The sequence below is a fragment of the Pseudomaricurvus alkylphenolicus genome (assembly GCF_011683955.1).
In the GTDB taxonomy this organism is placed as follows: domain Bacteria; phylum Pseudomonadota; class Gammaproteobacteria; order Pseudomonadales; family Cellvibrionaceae; genus Pseudomaricurvus; species Pseudomaricurvus alkylphenolicus.
Genome location: NZ_JAAQPI010000011.1, coordinates 41,738 through 58,439, shown reverse-complemented (window position 1 = coordinate 58,439; position 16,702 = coordinate 41,738). Strand labels below are relative to the sequence as shown.

Sequence of the window (16,702 nt, the reverse complement as noted above, 5' to 3'; positions counted from 1 at the left end):
GATCGAACTATGCGAATTCGAAATTTGATGACCTTCGTTAAGGTGGCGCACCTGGAAAGCTTCCACGCCGCGGCCCGTCAACTGCACGCTACCCAGCCGGCGGTATCAGCACGGATTGCCGCCCTGGAATCAGAACTCGGCGTGAAGCTGTTTATTCGCGACACTGGCGGCACCCGTCTTACAGCCCGCGGCCAGCAGTTGCTGCCCTACGCCGAAAAACTGGTGGCCATCAGCCGTGAAATGAAAAACCAGATCAGCGAGGAAGTGCCCGAGACCGGCAACATTAAAGTTGGTATTGCCGATACCCTCGCCTATCTGTGGGTGGGGCCACTGCTCAGCCATTGGCGAGAGCAGTTCCCGCTGATCGAATTCGAGATCGCGGTGGATATCTCCACCAATCTGCAAAAGCAGCTGGAAAATCACCAACTGGACCTCGCCCTGATGGTCGCCCGTGAGCACTCCAATGCCATGGCCAGCCAACCATTGTGCAGTTATGAGCAATGCTGGGTAGCCGCTCCCATGTTACTCGATGAGCATAGCAGCCTGTCGGGTACATTGGAGCTGGACCAACTGGCGCGCTTTCCGGTACTCAGCTTCCCCCGCAACACCCGCCCCTGGCAGTACCTGCAAGACTTCTTCCGGCCCCTGGCCGACAGCCGGCCCATGCTGCACACCTGCAGCTCAGTGGAAAGCCTGCTGACCCTGGCAAGACAGGGTCTGGGTATAACCCTCCTGCCCAAACCGCTGGTGGCGGATTGTCTGGAACAGGAACAACTGATGGAGCTGGATACCGTGCAGCCACCTCCGGCGCTCGACTTCAGCAGTAACTGGCGCATGGATGATGATCGCATCCTGCCGCGATTACTCGCCGACAGCAGCCGGGACATTATCAGCGGCGAATAACACAGCGAAACCCACTGACCATTTCCGACTGCCTATTCTGGTTGTCCTATCGGCAATTTAGACGATTTCTCGATTTTTGCCCCCCTTATCCGGGGAATCGTCTAATAAAGTGGGAGATCACTTATTTTTCTCCCAAACCCCTATGATAAAGTTTGCCCCATTGATAACAGACGTTTTGAACGGGCCCCGCGTGCCCGAGATAAAAGGTGACACCATGAGCATTGTTTTCCTGAATGATTCATTTATGCCAATGGAAGAGGCGAAAATCTCCCCCATGGATCGCGGTTTTTTGTTTGGCGATGGCATCTACGAAGTTGTTCCCTCCTACGACGGCAAGCTGGTAGGTTTCGCCCCCCACATCGAACGCATGAACAATGGCATGCGTGAAATCGGCATCGACTTTAACTGGTCTGTGGAGCAATGGCGTGACGTGTGTCAGGGGCTGATCGAAAAAAACGGCAGTGGCAACCTGGGTATCTACCTGCACGTGAGCCGTGGTGCCGACAGCAAACGTTTCCACGCTTACCCGGAAGGCGTACCTCCCACCGTTTTCGCTTTTGCTTTTGAAATTCCCGCTGCACCGGTTGCCGACAAAACCCAGGCCAAGGGTTACAAAGTCAGCACCACCCGCGACCTGCGCTGGGAACGCTGCCACATTAAATCCACTGCGCTGCTGGGCAATGTCATGCACTTTCAGCACGGTTACTCTCAGGGCGCCAACGAAACCCTGCTGTTCAATGCCAACAACGAACTGACCGAAGCCTCTGCCTGTAACGCCTACGTTGTGAAAGACGGCGTAGTTGCCACACCACCACTGGACAACCAGATCCTGCCCGGTATTACCCGTTACATGCTGCTGGACATCTTGCGCAAAGATGGCTCCATCAAAGTCGAAGAGCGCATCGTGACCATGGAAGAAGTGTTTGCCGCTGACGAAGTATGGGTGACCTCCTCCTCCAAAGAAATCGCCGCGGTGGTTGAAGTGGACGGTAAGCCCATCGGCAACGGTCAGATCGGCGACGTATGGGAAGCCGCTCAGAAACTCTACAGCGCCAGCAAGTACGATTACTAATAACTGCTTTGTTACATCACGTTCTCACGTAGAAGGGTGGATTAGGCGAAGCCGTCGCCTAAAGCGCCTACTGTTGGAATCCACCGATGATGTGGCAGATTCCCAGTCAAAGGTGGATTACGCTTCGCTAATCCCCCCTACGCTGTGTGGTGAAGCTGTGTGACAAAATAGAATTTATTACTGATTGCAAGACGAAATAGCGGTGATACCGCGATCTTAGCCCGCCGTGGCCCACCACGGCGGGCATTTTATAACCGAGATTGATGCCATGAGTCGTCCCGCCCAAGCCATTGTTGACCTCGCCGCCGTGCGCCACAACTTTCAGTTGGCGCAGAGCCTGGCGCCCTCCGCCCAGACCTTGGGTGTGGTAAAGGCCAACGCCTATGGTCATGGCGCCGTGGAAGTGGCAAAAACTCTGGAGCCTCTGGCTCCCGCCCTCGCTGTCGCCTGTATCGAGGAAGCCATTGAATTGCGCGAAGCCGGTATTCGCAAACCCATTCTTCTGCTTGAAGGCCCGTTTGAAAGCGACGAAGTTAAGACCGCCAGCGAACAAGAGTTCTGGTTGATGGCCAGCGGCCCCGAGCAGGTCGACATGATTGCCAACGCCGAAATCGATACTCCGGTAAGGGTCTGGCTCAAAGCCGACTCCGGCATGCACCGCCTGGGCCTCATGGACGAACAACTGCGTCAGTCCTGGGAGAAACTCCAACCACTCCCCCATGTAGACAACGACATCGTCCTGGCGACCCACTTTGCCGCCGCCGATGAACTGGACAGCGACTTTACCCAGCAACAAATCGACAACTTTGCCGCCATGGCCGAAGGCATTAACGCCCCCGTCAGCATGGCCAACTCCGCTGGCATATTGGGCTGGGAACAATCCCGCGGCGATTACAACCGCCCCGGCATCATGCTCTACGGCGCCTCGCCTTTCCCGGGCAGCCACCCCGAAGCGGACAAACTCAAGCCAGTGATGACTCTCAAGTCCAAAATCATTGGCCTGCGCACCATAGAACCCGGTGAAACCGTCGGCTACGGCCGCAGCTGGATCGCCCAGCGCCGCTCCGTGATTGCTACCGTAGCCATGGGCTACGGCGATGGCTACCCCCGCCACGCCCCCAACGGCACCCCCATTATGGTCAATGGCCAACAGGCACAACTGGCCGGTCGCGTTTCTATGGACATGATTACTGTGGATGTGACGGACTTAACCGTCGTACAGGTAGGTGACGAGGTAGAGTGTTGGGGACAACAGCTCGCGGTCAATGACATCGCTGAGCGAGCGGGTACCATTGGCTACGAGCTGATTACCCGCATGCCCCTGCGAACCCCCAGGGTCTACATCAATCACCAGGATTAACGATTGGCTGACCAGCTGGTACTATTCAGTCAGCATTCAGCCATTCACTGACATATTGAACACACCTGAGCAGCGGAACCCACCGCTTCAGGTAATGACAGATCTGTAGCGACGCCTTACCCCGTCACTACAAACTTTCACGGGCCACAAGCCCGTTGGTTGGAGTTATTTATGGTATATCGCGGATACTTCTCACTGGCTCACTGGTCCAACACCGGTGAACAATTCTGGGTACGCTACTGCGCCCAGTTCCACGCAGACCCGTTTCAATCCAGCGGTGGCGTACTGCGTAAACTTGCGGCTCGCAAAATGCAGGAACTGAACGCCGGCGGTATCAGCATCGACCAGGTCGATGCCATCTCCAGCGACAACAGCCGCCCCGAAACCATCGATTGCGTTGGCATCTTCTCGCGACTGGCCAGCGGATCCGAGCAGATGGAATTTCGCGTCTAGGCGACCCCGTCTAGGCGACCGACCCTCTTCGTCGCCAAAGCTGATTAGGGGAGCTTTGACGAAGCCGGTGGGCCCAGCGGTATCGGGCCCGCTACCTATTCCTCCCTAACGCGGATCTTCCCACGCACGGGAACGCCGACGTGACCGCGCCAGATTGTTAAGACAGTGTTTGGATAAAGAGAGTGCTTGGAGGGAGAAGTCAACAGGCCCGGCATCCATACCAGGCCGATATCACGATCAGCGCTGAGCGGTAGTACCTTGCTGCAGAGCTGTCGGAGGCAGAGGTTCGTCGGCAAAAGCCTCGCTTAAATCCATAGCGCTGGCCATGACCCCGACGGCAAAAACAAACACTGCCACAGTAAGTACGTCTAATTTCATTGTTATTCCCCTAATGCCCTTCTTATGGCTTATTCTTGAACCGCGCTGGGCGACTCTTGAGCAATGAGAGCAAGGTTTATACCTAAAAATGCGCGGTTCGCCAAGCTTTTGACGAACACCTCTGTGAAAAGTTCCATTTTAACCCCACCGTCAAGCCAATAAAGGCAACATCAGGCCAGATGTGACCACGATCGCAGCAGATGTAAGCACCCACCAACAAAAGTGGAACCGATCACAGTTAAAGGTAGAAAAGTGTGCCAGTGTCGCGTGTTTTCCGAAGTTGACGCCTAAATAAATAAGCACCGTGGTAACGAGAGATTAAGTGCCAAAAGCCCGGCCCGCACCAAGTTGGTGCAGGCCACCATTCCATTATTGACCCGACATCCAACCAAGAACCTGACAATTGAGGCACAAACCCACACGCACCACGGTGTTAGCGGCGGTCGGCGGGTCCATTTTCAGAGCATCAAAGAGGGCGCCGAAGGAGGGAAAAAGACCGGCGTCTTTTGCCGGGCTTTTTCGTGACCGAGGGCAGCCTGGAGGGCCGCCCGACAGCTCTGAAAATGGGCCCGTCGACCGCCGCGATTGAGGCACCCAGTTACGGGCCTTGATGCATCAATGGTGCATTACGCCTTCGGCTAATGCACCCTACGGGGATACGGAAAGACGGGGCCGTCCAAAGGCAAGCTAGCCAAGAAAAAACTGATAAGCCTCGTTTTCAGTCTCATCCCAATAACCATACCCAAGATCATCCAAAAACTGCTTCATCTCCCGACGCTCAGCCTTGGGCACCTGCATCCCCACCAACACCCGACCATAAGCCGAACCATGATTGCGGTAATGAAACATCGAAATATTCCAGCGCCCCGCCAACTTCGCCAAAAAGTTAAACAAAGCCCCGGGACGCTCCGGAAACTCAAACCGCAGCACCTGCTCATTATCCACCAGCGGCGCATGGCCTCCGACCATATGACGAATATGCAGCTTGGCCGCCTCGTTATCGGTCATATCCACCACCTGATAACCCTTATCGCGCAACTCCTGCACCATCTCCCGACGATCATTATGGTCCGGCGACACCTGCACACCGACAAAAATCCGCGCCTCATGCTCATCGGCAAAGCGGTAATTAAACTCCGTAATATTGCGCTTACCCAAATCCTTACAGAATTTCTTATAGGAACCCGCCTTCTCGGCAATCGTTACCGCCAGGATCGCCTCACGCTTTTCACCGATTTCGGTACGCTCAGAAATATAACGCAGGCGATCGAAATTCGTATTGGCCCCACTGGCCACCGCCACCAGCGTCTGCCCCTCACAACCGTTTTCCTCAACGTACTTCTTCAACCCCGCCAGGGCCAAAGCTCCCGCCGGCTCAGTGATCGAACGCGTATCCTCAAAAATATCCTTGATCGCAGCGCACATCTCATCCGTATTGGCAGTGATTACACCATCCACCGTATCCTTGAGCACCCGGTACGTCTCCTTACCAATCTGCGCAACCGCCACCCCGTCGGCAAAAATCCCCACATGAGGTAAAGTCACCCGGCGCTTCTTATCCAGCGCCGCCTTGAGGCAGGCGGCATCCTCCGGTTCAACCGCAAACACCTTCGTCTCCGGCCGCACATACTTAATATAAGCCGCCATACCCGCGCAGAGCCCGCCGCCGCCAACCGGCACAAACACCGCATCGATCTGACCGGGATGCTGGCGCAGCACCTCCAGAGCCACAGTGCCCTGCCCGGCAATCACATCCGGATCATCATAGGGGTGGATATAGGTCAGCCCCTTCTCCCCAACCAATGCCTGCGCATGGGCAGACGCCTCATCATAAGTATCCCCGTGCAGCACCACTCGGGCACCGCGAGCCCGAACCGCATCCACCTTGATCGCCGGCGTTGTGCGAGGCATCACAATCGTCGCCTTTACCCCCATCTCCTGGGCCGAGAGTGCCAACCCTTGGGCGTGGTTACCCGCTGACGCCGCAATCACACCGTTCTGGCGCTGCTCCTCACTCAACAAACGCAACTTGTTATAAGCCCCGCGAATCTTGAACGAAAACACCGGCTGCAGATCCTCGCGCTTCAATAACACCTGATTATTGAGACGGGCGGACATCAATCGGGCTCGATCCAGAGGAGTCTCGACCGCCACATCGTAGATGCGGGCATCGAGGATACGCTTGACGTAAGACTGGGGCATGGGATTCTCAGTGGTTGGAAAAAACAAGCCAGCAATACTAATGGAAGCCCTATCGAATTCCCATTCCCCCAACCGTATAATAGCGCGCTGTTTACCACTCCCAGCGAACCAGAGACCATGACCCAGGACGAACTGAAACAAGCCGTCGCCAAAGCGGCCGTTGACTACATCCAGCCCAAACTCGACAGCGACAGCATTGTCGGTGTCGGCACCGGCTCCACCGCCAACTTCTTTATTGACTACCTGGCGGAAATCAAAGGCAGCTTTGACGGCACCGTGGCCAGCTCCGAAGCCTCGGCCGAGCGGCTCAAGGCCCACGGCATTCCCGTCTACGACCTCAACAGCGTCGACAGCCTGGTGGTCTATGTGGATGGCGCCGACGAAACCAACCCCGCTTTGGAGCTGATTAAAGGTGGTGGCGCCGCCCTTACCCGCGAGAAAATCGTTGCCGCCGTCGCCGACGAGTTTGTCTGTATCGCCGATGGCAGCAAGTGGGTGGACGTACTGGGTAACTTCCCTCTACCGGTGGAAGTTATTCCCATGGCCCGCTCCCATGTGGCCCGTGAGCTGGTCAAACTGGGGGGTGACCCGGTCTATCGCCAGGACTGTGTCACCGATAACGGCAACGTGATCCTGGACGTGCACAACATGGCGATTACCAATCCGGTGGAAACCGAGACCGCCATCAACCAGATCGTCGGAGTCGTCACCAATGGCCTGTTCGCCTCCCGCCCGGCAGACGTATTGTTGATCGGCCGCGAAACCGGTGTTGAGACCGTTCGTGCATAAAGCCTGACTGGGCTGTTACAATCGGTCACCATGAGCAAGCGGTCCGATATACATCCCGGCTTTTTAAGCGGCTTTATGCAAGGCCCGGCGTCTTGCGGCTATCAGCCGCAGAAGGTCCTCAGTGATCTTGAGCTCGACCCCCTGGCACTGAGCGATGAATCCCGCAGCATCTCGCTGTGGGATTTTAAACGCCTGATCACCCATGTCTGGCAGGATATGGATGACGAAGGGGCGGGCTTTCACCCCCGCCCGCTGAGATCGGGCCTGTTCGCCATGGGCTGCCACGCCAGCATTACCTGCCCCAACTTGCGCAAAGCTCTGTTGCGACACTCACGCTTTTTTGAATTGGTAGACGTAGGTATTCGCGGTACTCTGGAGGAAAAAGGCGAAGAAGCCATCTTCAGTATCGAATTGGACAACCCCAAGAATCTCGATATTGCCTTTGTCACCACCAGCATGCTGATTGTTCGCATCCGCTGGTCCAGCTGGATGATCGACAAACCCCTGTTGCTCGACCGCATTCATGTGACCTTCGACAAACCCGAGTGGGCCGGCATGTTTGACGATATTTTCCCCTGCCGGCACTACTTTAATCAGGGTCGCAACAGTATTGTCTTTAACCGTCGCTTCCTGGATATGCCGGTCGTGCAGACCCCGCAAACCCTGACCGAATTCCTGCGCGATGCGCCCCAGGGCCTGCTGACCCACTACCAGACGGACAACAGCCTGACCGCCAATATCCAGCGCATGCTGCAAAACGAGGATTCGGTCGAGCGATTGCCCTTCGAAAGGGTGGCCGAGCGCCTGCACACCACCACCCAGACCCTGCGTCGGCGCCTGAAGGAAGAGGGGAATACCTATCAGGAGATCAAAGACGCTGTGCGCCGGGACATGGCCGTGTACCACCTGGTCAAGCTCAACACCCCCATCAATGAGATTGTGACCCTGATGGGCTTCAGCGAGCCCAGCGCCTTTAACCGCGCCTTTAAGAAGTGGACCGGGATGACCCCGGGCAGCTATCGCGAAGCCCATCTGCCCGGGTAAGAGTCCTTAGCCAAAAAGACTCATAGCCAGGACAAAACCAATTTGACGCTGTTCCCTGTAGCTGCCCGAGGGCAATAAGTGCAAGCGTTGAATGTGCAGTTGAATCCGCGTCAGCGCGCGCGCGTAGTAACCTCCAACCGGTCGTCCAACTTCACCTGCAATTGATCACCCACAGACAAAGGCCCGACGCCAGCGGGGGTGCCCGTCAGCACCACATCACCCGGCTGCAGACTAAAATGCTGACTGATATAAGACAGCAAACTGGCAACCGGGGTGATCATCGCGGCGGAATTGCCATTCTGCTGTAGCTGCCCGTTGCGAATCAACTGCAGTTGCACACTGCCCCAATCCAAACCCTCGGGGCGCACAAACACCGACAGCGGGCAGCTGCCATCAAAGGCCTTGGCCAGCTCCCAGGGGTGGCCCTTTTGCTTCAGTTTCGACTGCAGCTCCCGCAGGGTCAGATCAAATCCGATGCCCACCCCTGCGATCGCCTCTAAAGCTTCATCTTCTCCGGCACGGCTCAGCGGACTGCCAATCAGCAGCGACATTTCCGTCTCGATGTGGCAATCGCCCCGCTCGCGAGGCAGCTCGATGGGTTCTGCCAGTGGTACCAGGGCGGAAGCCGGCTTGATAAACAGTAGGGGTTCGGCGGGAACCGGATTGTTGAGCTCGCGGGCATGATCGGCGTAATTGCGGCCGACACAGACCACCTTGCCGGGGCTCCACGCCATGGGACTGCCATCTTGCCATTGGTGTTGATACGTCATGAAAGAGGTAACTCCTGAGATTTCGTCTGAATATCGGCTTTTTCACTAAGCATTTGCCCTTTTTAGAGTATAAAAAGGGCGATTTAGCCATCTATCCGCCAGCGGCCTATGCTATCATAGCGCGCCCAAAATTCAGGCCCCCGGCATCCTACACCCCTTGAAAGACGGGGCGAGGAGCGCTGTGGACGACATGCAATTCGAGGTGCAAGACTCCCCATGTCAAAGACGTCACTGGACAAAAGCAAAATTCGCTTCTTACTGCTGGAAGGTGTACACCAGTCCGCAGTCAACACCCTGGAAGCCGCCGGCTACACCAATGTGGAGTATCTCAAGACTTCACTGCCCGAAGAGGAGCTGATCGAGAAGATCAAAACCGCGCACTTTGTCGGTATCCGCTCCCGCACCCAGCTGACCCGCCGCGTGTTTGAGAACGCCCCCAAACTGATTGCGGTGGGTTGCTTCTGCATTGGCACCAATCAGGTAGACCTGGTCGCTGCCCAGGAGCACGGCATCGCGGTGTTCAATGCTCCCTACTCCAACACTCGCTCCGTTGCTGAGCTGGTGATTGCCGAAGCGATTCTGCTGCTGCGCGGTATTCCCGAAAAGAACGCGGTGTGTCACCGCGGTGGCTGGCTCAAGTCCGCCGCTGGCTCCTTCGAAATTCGCGGCAAAACCCTGGGTATTATCGGCTACGGTTCCATCGGTACTCAGGTGAGTGTGCTGGCCGAATCCCTGGGTATGAACGTGATCTTCTACGATGTGGTCACCAAGCTGCCTCTGGGTAACGCCAACCAGGTACGCGCCATGGACGAGCTTCTGGCCCAGGCTGACGTTGTCTCCCTGCACGTGCCTGAGACCGCCGCCACCCAGGATATGATCGGTGAGAAAGAATTCTCGCAGATGAAGAAAGGCGCTATCTTTCTCAACGCCGCTCGCGGCACCGTCGTCGACATCGATGCCCTGGCCGCGTCATTGGAGTCCGGCCATCTGGGCGGAACCGCGATCGACGTGTTCCCGGTTGAGCCCCGCGGCAACGACGAAGAGTTCATATCACCATTGCGCGCCTTCGATAACGCCATTCTGACTCCTCACATTGGTGGTTCCACCATGGAGGCTCAAGAGAACATCGGCTTCGAAGTGGCCGAAAAGCTGGTGAAGTACTCCGACAACGGCACCACTACCTCTTCCGTCAACCTGCCGGAAGTGGCCCTGCCCGAACACCCCAATGCACACCGTCTGCTGCACGTTCACCAAAACGTGCCCGGCATTCTGACCAAGATCAACCAGGTGTTTTCAGAGAACAACATCAATATTGCCGCCCAATACCTGCAGACCAACGAGAATGTGGGTTACGTTGTGGTGGATATTGACGCTGAGTACAGTGATGTGGCGCTGCAGCAACTGCGCAACATCGAAGGTACCGTGCGCTGTCGCGTACTCTTCTGATCAATACCGGCCTTCGGGGCCTTTGGCCCTGCAGGTCTGTTGTACTGAAAGCTGTTTATGACCACTCCCCTGCTCGATATTCGTAACGTCACGGCCTGCCGCGGTGAAACCCGCGTGTTCACCGATCTCAACCTGACCATCGAGCAGGGTGAAAATGTCGCCATCCTCGGCCCCAACGGCGCCGGTAAATCCACGCTGTTGAAATTGCTGACGCGGGAAATTTACCCGATGGAGAAAGAAGACAGCTGGGTGCGAATTTTTGGCAGTGATGTCGTCAACGTTAAACAATTAAGGGAGAAAATTGGCTGGGTATCCTACGATTTTCAGACCAACTATCTGCCTATCACCACCGGTTTCGATGTGGTTCTCTCTGGGCTGCTCGGCACCATTGGCCACCTCTATCAGTTTGATGTGACCGATGAGCAGCGACAGCTGACAGAAGCGGTTATGGCGGAGCTCCAACTCTTGCCACTGAGAGACAAGATGTTTCACCACCTCTCCAGCGGCCAGCAACGCCGCCTGATTCTGGCCCGTGCGCTGATCCACAAACCGTCTACGGTGGTGTTTGACGAACCGACCAGCAGCCTCGACCTGCAGGGCAGCTTTCAAGTGCTGAATGATATGCGCCGGTTAGTTGCGAGAGGGGCGTCCGTGTTGCTGGCCACTCACCATATTGATGAAATTATTCCCGAAATTGAACGGGTCATCTTTATCCGCGACGGCGAGGTAATCGCCGACGGAAACAAGACGGATCTTATTACCAGTGAACGCGTGAGCGACCTTTACGGAATCCACGCCGAAGTGCGCGAACACAATGGTTATTATTCTGCCCTGCCGGGTGACGCCCGCCGCTAGCAGCCTTTTCCTGAACGACAAGCTCGTACACCTTATGGGATACAGTTGTTACACTGGGTGCAGAAGCCAATCAGGAGAAAGGGATATCCATGCGTGCACACCGTCTGTTGCTGCTAGGCCTATTGATCGCACTGCTCTGTGCCTGTAGCGAACCCACCCCCGACGCTTCCAAGAGCGCGCTCCCTGAAACAGACGCCAAACCCGAGGCTCCACAACACTATGAGGAGACCGGTGATCTTCCACAGCTCCGCCAACACGGCCGCCTGCGCCTGCTGGCGCCACGGTTCGATGGCGCCGACGCCCTACCTCGGGACGGCATTCCCGTCTACGGTTACCAACAAGTGGCGGCTGCGTTCGCAAAACACCTGGCACTGGATGTTCAGTGGGTGTTTGTGGACGCCTTTGACGAACTGATTCCCATGCTGCGCCAAGGTCGCGGCGATCTGATTGTGACGAATCTGACGGTCACTGAGCAACGCCAGCAACAGGTAGCGTTCAGTCGCCCGATCAACCGGGTCAGCGAAGTGGTCATCAGTCGACAATCTCTCGACTCACTGGAACAGCTCGCGGGCCTGCATGTGTCTGTGCCTGCCGGCACAACCTACCTGCAGTCTCTGGAGCAATTACAACAGAAGCAGAAGATGCAGCTGCAGCTTTCGCTGGCACCCTCCCACTACAGTGACAGCGATATGCTGAGTGGACTGCTCAACGGAGAATACGATGCTACCGTGTTGGACAGCGACGTCGCCAATGTCCTGCTGCTGGACCATCCACAACTGTTCAAGGGCCCCACGCTAAAACGCGCCAGGGCGATTGCCTGGGCCACTCGACAAAACAACCCCCTATTACAGGCACAACTCAACCAGTTTCTGGTTGCTCATCATCTGCAGGCTTCAGCGCACAGCCTGCAACATCGGGACTGGCAACAAGTGGTGAACAGTGGTCGCCTGCGCATGCTGACACTGAACAATCCCGCCAGCTACTTTATGTGGCGCGGCGAACTGATGGGGTTTGACCTGGATTTAATGCGAAAATTCGCGCAACAGCACCAGTTACACGTTTCAGTGATTCTTAAAGACAATATTGATGAGTTGATTCAAGCATTGAAGGATGGTGAGGGCGATGTGATCGCTGCATCCCTGACCCGCTCACAACAACGTGAAGCGATGGGACTGGTGTTCAGTGAGCCTTATCTGAGAGTGAGTGAACAGCTGGTGGGCTCGCTCGACAGCGCCGACATCGATGACTTGCAACAACTGGCTGGCAAACGGGTGGGGGTAAACCCTGCCACGGTATTCTACTCACACTTTCTGGCATTACAAAAACAGGGGATTGAAATTGAAATCGCCACCTATCCACAAGCCAGCACGGAAAACCTGATCGACAAACTGGTTCAGGGTGAATTCGATTATACTGCAGCGGATTCGCATCTGGTTGCCCTGGAAAATACTCACCGAGGTAACCTCAAGGCGATTCGGCCTCTGAGTGAGCAGTCTGATATCAGCTGGGGGCTACGCCCGGATCAGCCTCAACTGCGGGAACGGCTCAACGGTTTTATCGAGGAGCACTATCGCGGCCTCTTTTACAACGTCACCTACAACAAGTACTTCAAGAATCGTCGACGTATCGAAAAACATCAGTCAGACCGGGTGGTTGAGGGTTCTGCCCTCTCCCCTTACGATGAGTTGATCAAACCCCTGGCCAAAGCCCATGGTATGGACTGGCGCTTACTTGTTGCGCAAATGTACCAGGAAAGTAAATTCGATCCCAAGGCGGTTTCATTTGCGGGTGCCAGGGGACTGATGCAAGTCATGCCTCGCACCGCCAAGGAAATGGGCTACCAGGATCTGGACCAACCCCGCAACGGAATTGCCGCCGGTATTGCCTATATGCACTGGCTGGAACAGCGATTTCCCGGCGAGCTGGACCTGCAGGAGCGGGTCTTCTTTACGCTCGCGGCCTATAACGCCGGTGCAGGTCACGTACGCGATGCCCGACGCCTTGCCCTCCAGCAGGGGCTTGACCCCAACCGCTGGTTTGATCACGTTGAGAAAGCCATGCTGATGTTGTCCAAACCCGAATACTTCCGCAAGGCGCGCTTTGGTTACGTGCGAGGATCAGAACCCGTGCACTACGTAAAATCGATCCGGGATCGCTACCTGGGTTATTTACAACTGGGAGCACGATAAAACTTGCATAACAAAACCGCCAAAAAACCGGCTCAATTCGAAAAAGCGCTACAGATTTTGCAGATTTGTCCGATAATATGTCTAACGGACCCGCAAAAGAGATTGCCGCCACACGCCACATTGGGCCGACGTGGCCCCGACTGAGTGTAGCCAGACAGGATGTACAGATTTATCACCCATAATTCGCGCCAGTGGTCATGGCACTCCGCGCACTAGCCCTCGCCTTGCTGGCGTGGACTGCGGGGCTCAGCTGGGCTCTGGAACTGACTGACGACGAACGCGCTTATATGGCCCACAAGGGCGAATTATTGATGTGCGTGGACCCGGAGTGGATGCCCTACGAGCGTATCAACGAAGCGGGTCAACACGAGGGCATAGCGGCTGACTATCTGGCGTTATTTGCTGAGCGCAGCGGCTTACAGATCACGCTCTACCCCACCAACTCCTGGCAGGACACTCTCGATGCCGCCAGGGAACGACGCTGCGATTTGATTTCGATGGCTCGCCCAACACCCGAGCGACACCAGTACCTGGACTTCACCGATCCCTATCTGACCTATCCATTTGTGATCGCAACCACCAATGACAAATTGTTTGTGGAAGACCTTGAACAGGTCAGTCATCAACCCTTGGCAATCGTTAAAGGCTACGCCATCGGACACTTCCTGCGTCAGGCGAATCCTGACGTCCAGTTGATTGAAGTGGATAATATCTACGACGGATTGCAACAGGTTCGCAACCGGCAGGCGTTTGGCTACATCGATTCGGTATTGTCGATTGGCTATGCCATTCAACGAGGTGACTTTCTCGACATCAAGATCTCGGGCAAACTCGACTTCACATCATCCCCATCGATCGCCGTGCGCAACGATGAACCTCTGCTGACCAGCATTTTGCAAAAAGCGATGGATGCAGTAGATGAACAAGAGAAAAGGGCTATTTATGATCGTTGGATTTCCATTCGCTTTGAACAGGGTTTTGACTACGGCCCTTTATTGCGTTGGATTATCGCAACCGCGCTGGTGTTGCTCGGCATGTTCTACTGGAATCGACGCCTGGTGGCAGCCAACCGAGTGGCTCACAATGCACTGCTGGAACTGAGCCACGCACAAAGCGAACTGCAACAAAAAAACCAACAGCTGGAACACTTGGCGGCCACCGATCAATTGACCGGACTGAATAACCGATTGCGCTTGCATGAGAGTTTACGCAAAGAAATTTATCGTTTCGAACGCTTTCGGCAGCCTTTATCCGTGATCATGCTGGACATTGATCACTTCAAACAAATCAACGATGAATTTGGCCACCAGGTTGGCGACAGCTGCCTGCAGGATTTAGCCCATCTGCTGCAACAGCATACTCGCGAAGTGGATACCTTAGGGCGCTGGGGCGGCGAAGAGTTTTTGGTGATTTGCCCTCAGACCAGTTTGGAAGGTGCCCGCCATCTGGCGGAGAACCTGCGCACCAAAATCGCCCAGCACAATTTTCAGGGGGCAGGGAATCAAACCGTCAGTTTTGGTGTCGCCAGTATAGATGCCGGAGATTCGCAAGAGAGCTTGCTGTCACGAGCCGATCGGGCGCTTTACCAGGCCAAACGCAATGGTCGCAATAGAGTTGAGAGTTTAACTATTGCGCAATAACCATTAAATCAGTTTACCCAGACCTCAACGCGGCGGTTTTTCACTTTTCCACTGCCGCTATTGGCAGCGACAGGCAAATAAGCACCAAACCCCGCCACCGGTGCAGTGGAGATGCCAACTTTACGTAGTGCCGACTTCACTGCCACCGCCCGCAATTTTGACAGCACCATAGCCCGCGCCTGGGTCTGTTTCGCATCGCCAAAACCGATCAACGTCAGGCGCTTGCCCTGATTCTCCTCGCGACTCATATAAGCCACCAGGCGTTGAATATCCTGCTGCGCCTTATTGTCGAGCCGGGCACTGCCCTGATCAAAACGAAAATTCACCGACAGCCGCTGCGCCCCCTGAGTTAATTCCAGATACTCCCGAGGCCCCCGTCGTACCTCTGGCACCGGCGTGGTAATCAATACCTGAGAAACGAAACCGGTCTCCTGCACCTGCTGCTGACCTTCGTCCGTTTGAATAAAACCGATAAATTCGCGGATAAACGGCATCGACTGCTGAGGTGGCGTATACAAAAACAATCGGCGGGATAACGGATAATCCTCCGTCGCCACGCTCACCTTCTCCGGCACCAACGCTTGAGTGCCGACATCCGACACCAACAGCGCGCGAGAACTTCGCACCGACGCCAAGCCCACAAAACCAATGCCGCCAACGTCCCCGGAAACCAAATCCGACAGCTCATCATTCGACTCAAACCGGCGTGCGTCAGACGACAATTTCACCTTCTTACGCAATACCAGACTCTTAAACGTATCCCAGGTACCCGACTTGTCATCGCGGGCATAAAGACTGATGACCCGGTTATCGCCACCCACCTCACGCCAGTTGCTGATCTGCCCCGAAAAAATCGCGGCCAACTGATCCAGATTCAGCTGTTGCACAGGATTATTGCGATGCACCACCACCGCCAACCCATCAATGGCAATCACATGCTCTGCGTCAAAACTGCGCATATTACCGAAGCCCGCAAGACCATCCACCTCTTTGCCCTTAATCGGCCTCGACGACATCGCAATATCTGTGCTGCTGCCCAACAACGCTTTAAAACCGGTACTCGATCCGTGTGCTGCCACCTCTACAAACACCGGCAGCCCCTTCACGAGCCCCTCGACACGATACTCATTCTCCGTCGATAGAGGTACAACACGCACTTTCGACGCCCCCTTGGCTTCTAGGTAATTAACCAACAGGCTTTTCATCAGACTGGCACCAACCGTGTTTGATCCACTCACCTGGAACAACTTACCGGAAGTGGCATCGGGAAATTTGGCAAGAGAAGCGAAGGCCATCGGGGACAGCCCAATCGACAAGAAAGCCGCTGTTAAACAAAACAACAAAGGTCGCTTAATAGAATTCAGCACCGTTAGTTCCCACAGTGAAAGTTGGCGGGACGACAATAAGATGGGTTTATGACACTAAAATGACGATCAATGATTACGCCATCCAGATCATCTGTTTTCGTCATCGTCGAAAATTGCGGCAAGGATTGCACACTCAGGAACCAAGTGTAATCTGACCTACAGCAACGTGCCATAACCGGAAGTTCATAATCCTGGTTCAGGGCACCATGGGCGTTCGATAATGTCCGCAACGGC

Annotated in this window: 14 protein-coding genes; 10 read left to right on the top strand and 4 right to left on the bottom strand. The window is 55.4% G+C overall.

Going from position 1 to position 16,702, the window contains the following annotated elements; genetic code table 11:
• Positions 1-9: 9 nt before the first annotated feature.
• From HBA55_RS24245 to HBA55_RS24230, 4 genes are all read left to right on the top strand, one after another.
• A complete protein-coding gene (locus HBA55_RS24245; protein WP_166996722.1) occupies positions 10-903 on the top strand; it encodes a LysR family transcriptional regulator in 894 nt (297 codons plus the stop codon).
• Between the two features lie 214 nt (positions 904-1,117).
• Positions 1,118-1,975 carry a D-amino acid aminotransferase gene (locus HBA55_RS24240; RefSeq protein WP_166996720.1) on the top strand — a complete coding sequence of 286 codons (858 nt, stop codon included), beginning with the start codon at positions 1,118-1,120 and terminating at the stop codon, positions 1,973-1,975.
• 268 nt (positions 1,976-2,243) lie between these two features.
• The gene (gene alr, locus HBA55_RS24235; RefSeq protein ID WP_166996718.1) at positions 2,244-3,335 is read left to right on the top strand and encodes an alanine racemase; all 1,092 of its coding nucleotides are present in this window, start codon (positions 2,244-2,246) and stop codon (positions 3,333-3,335) included.
• A gap of 171 nt (positions 3,336-3,506) precedes the next feature.
• A complete protein-coding gene (locus HBA55_RS24230; RefSeq protein ID WP_166996715.1) occupies positions 3,507-3,788 on the top strand; it encodes a hypothetical protein in 282 nt (93 codons plus the stop codon).
• A 237-nt stretch (positions 3,789-4,025) separates the two neighbouring features.
• On the opposite strand, the gene HBA55_RS24225 is transcribed toward HBA55_RS24230, so the two are convergent.
• Together HBA55_RS24225 and ilvA are read right to left on the bottom strand one after the other, a co-directional pair.
• Positions 4,026-4,166 (bottom strand): hypothetical protein, encoded by a 141-nt coding sequence (locus HBA55_RS24225; protein ID WP_166996713.1) that lies wholly within the window; start codon positions 4,164-4,166, stop codon positions 4,026-4,028.
• Positions 4,167-4,853: 687 nt separating this feature from the next.
• A complete protein-coding gene (gene ilvA / locus HBA55_RS24220; RefSeq protein WP_166996711.1) occupies positions 4,854-6,368 on the bottom strand; it encodes a threonine ammonia-lyase, biosynthetic in 1,515 nt (504 codons plus the stop codon).
• A 117-nt stretch (positions 6,369-6,485) separates the two neighbouring features.
• On the opposite strand from ilvA, the gene rpiA reads away from it, so the two are divergent.
• Together rpiA and HBA55_RS24210 are read left to right on the top strand one after the other, a co-directional pair.
• On the top strand, positions 6,486-7,157 hold the full coding sequence (gene rpiA, locus HBA55_RS24215; RefSeq protein WP_166996709.1) for a ribose-5-phosphate isomerase RpiA: 672 nt from the start codon (positions 6,486-6,488) through the stop codon (positions 7,155-7,157).
• 30 nt (positions 7,158-7,187) lie between these two features.
• Entirely contained in the window at positions 7,188-8,201 is a 1,014-nt protein-coding gene (locus tag HBA55_RS24210) for an AraC family transcriptional regulator (RefSeq protein WP_166996707.1), read from the top strand.
• A gap of 110 nt (positions 8,202-8,311) precedes the next feature.
• On the opposite strand, the gene HBA55_RS24205 is transcribed toward HBA55_RS24210, so the two are convergent.
• Positions 8,312-8,971 (bottom strand): fumarylacetoacetate hydrolase family protein, encoded by a 660-nt coding sequence (locus tag HBA55_RS24205; RefSeq protein ID WP_166996705.1) that lies wholly within the window; start codon positions 8,969-8,971, stop codon positions 8,312-8,314.
• A gap of 216 nt (positions 8,972-9,187) precedes the next feature.
• On the opposite strand from HBA55_RS24205, the gene serA reads away from it, so the two are divergent.
• The 4 genes from serA (at position 9,188) to HBA55_RS24185 (ending at position 15,101) form a co-directional block, all read left to right on the top strand.
• The gene (gene serA, locus HBA55_RS24200) at positions 9,188-10,417 is read left to right on the top strand and encodes a phosphoglycerate dehydrogenase (RefSeq protein ID WP_166996703.1); all 1,230 of its coding nucleotides are present in this window, start codon (positions 9,188-9,190) and stop codon (positions 10,415-10,417) included.
• 57 nt (positions 10,418-10,474) lie between these two features.
• Positions 10,475-11,272: an ABC transporter ATP-binding protein gene (locus HBA55_RS24195; protein WP_206019956.1), complete on the top strand. Its 798-nt coding sequence runs from the start codon at positions 10,475-10,477 to the stop codon at positions 11,270-11,272.
• An 89-nt stretch (positions 11,273-11,361) separates the two neighbouring features.
• Positions 11,362-13,461, top strand: a complete 2,100-nt coding sequence (locus HBA55_RS24190; RefSeq protein ID WP_166996701.1) for an MltF family protein — start codon at positions 11,362-11,364, stop codon at positions 13,459-13,461.
• A 197-nt stretch (positions 13,462-13,658) separates the two neighbouring features.
• Positions 13,659-15,101, top strand: a complete 1,443-nt coding sequence (locus tag HBA55_RS24185) for a diguanylate cyclase (protein ID WP_166996699.1) — start codon at positions 13,659-13,661, stop codon at positions 15,099-15,101.
• Between the two features lie 8 nt (positions 15,102-15,109).
• Here HBA55_RS24185 and HBA55_RS24180 read toward each other — a convergent pair whose 3' ends face one another.
• Positions 15,110-16,468, bottom strand: a complete 1,359-nt coding sequence (locus HBA55_RS24180; protein WP_166996697.1) for a substrate-binding domain-containing protein — start codon at positions 16,466-16,468, stop codon at positions 15,110-15,112.
• Positions 16,469-16,702: the final 234 nt, after the last annotated feature.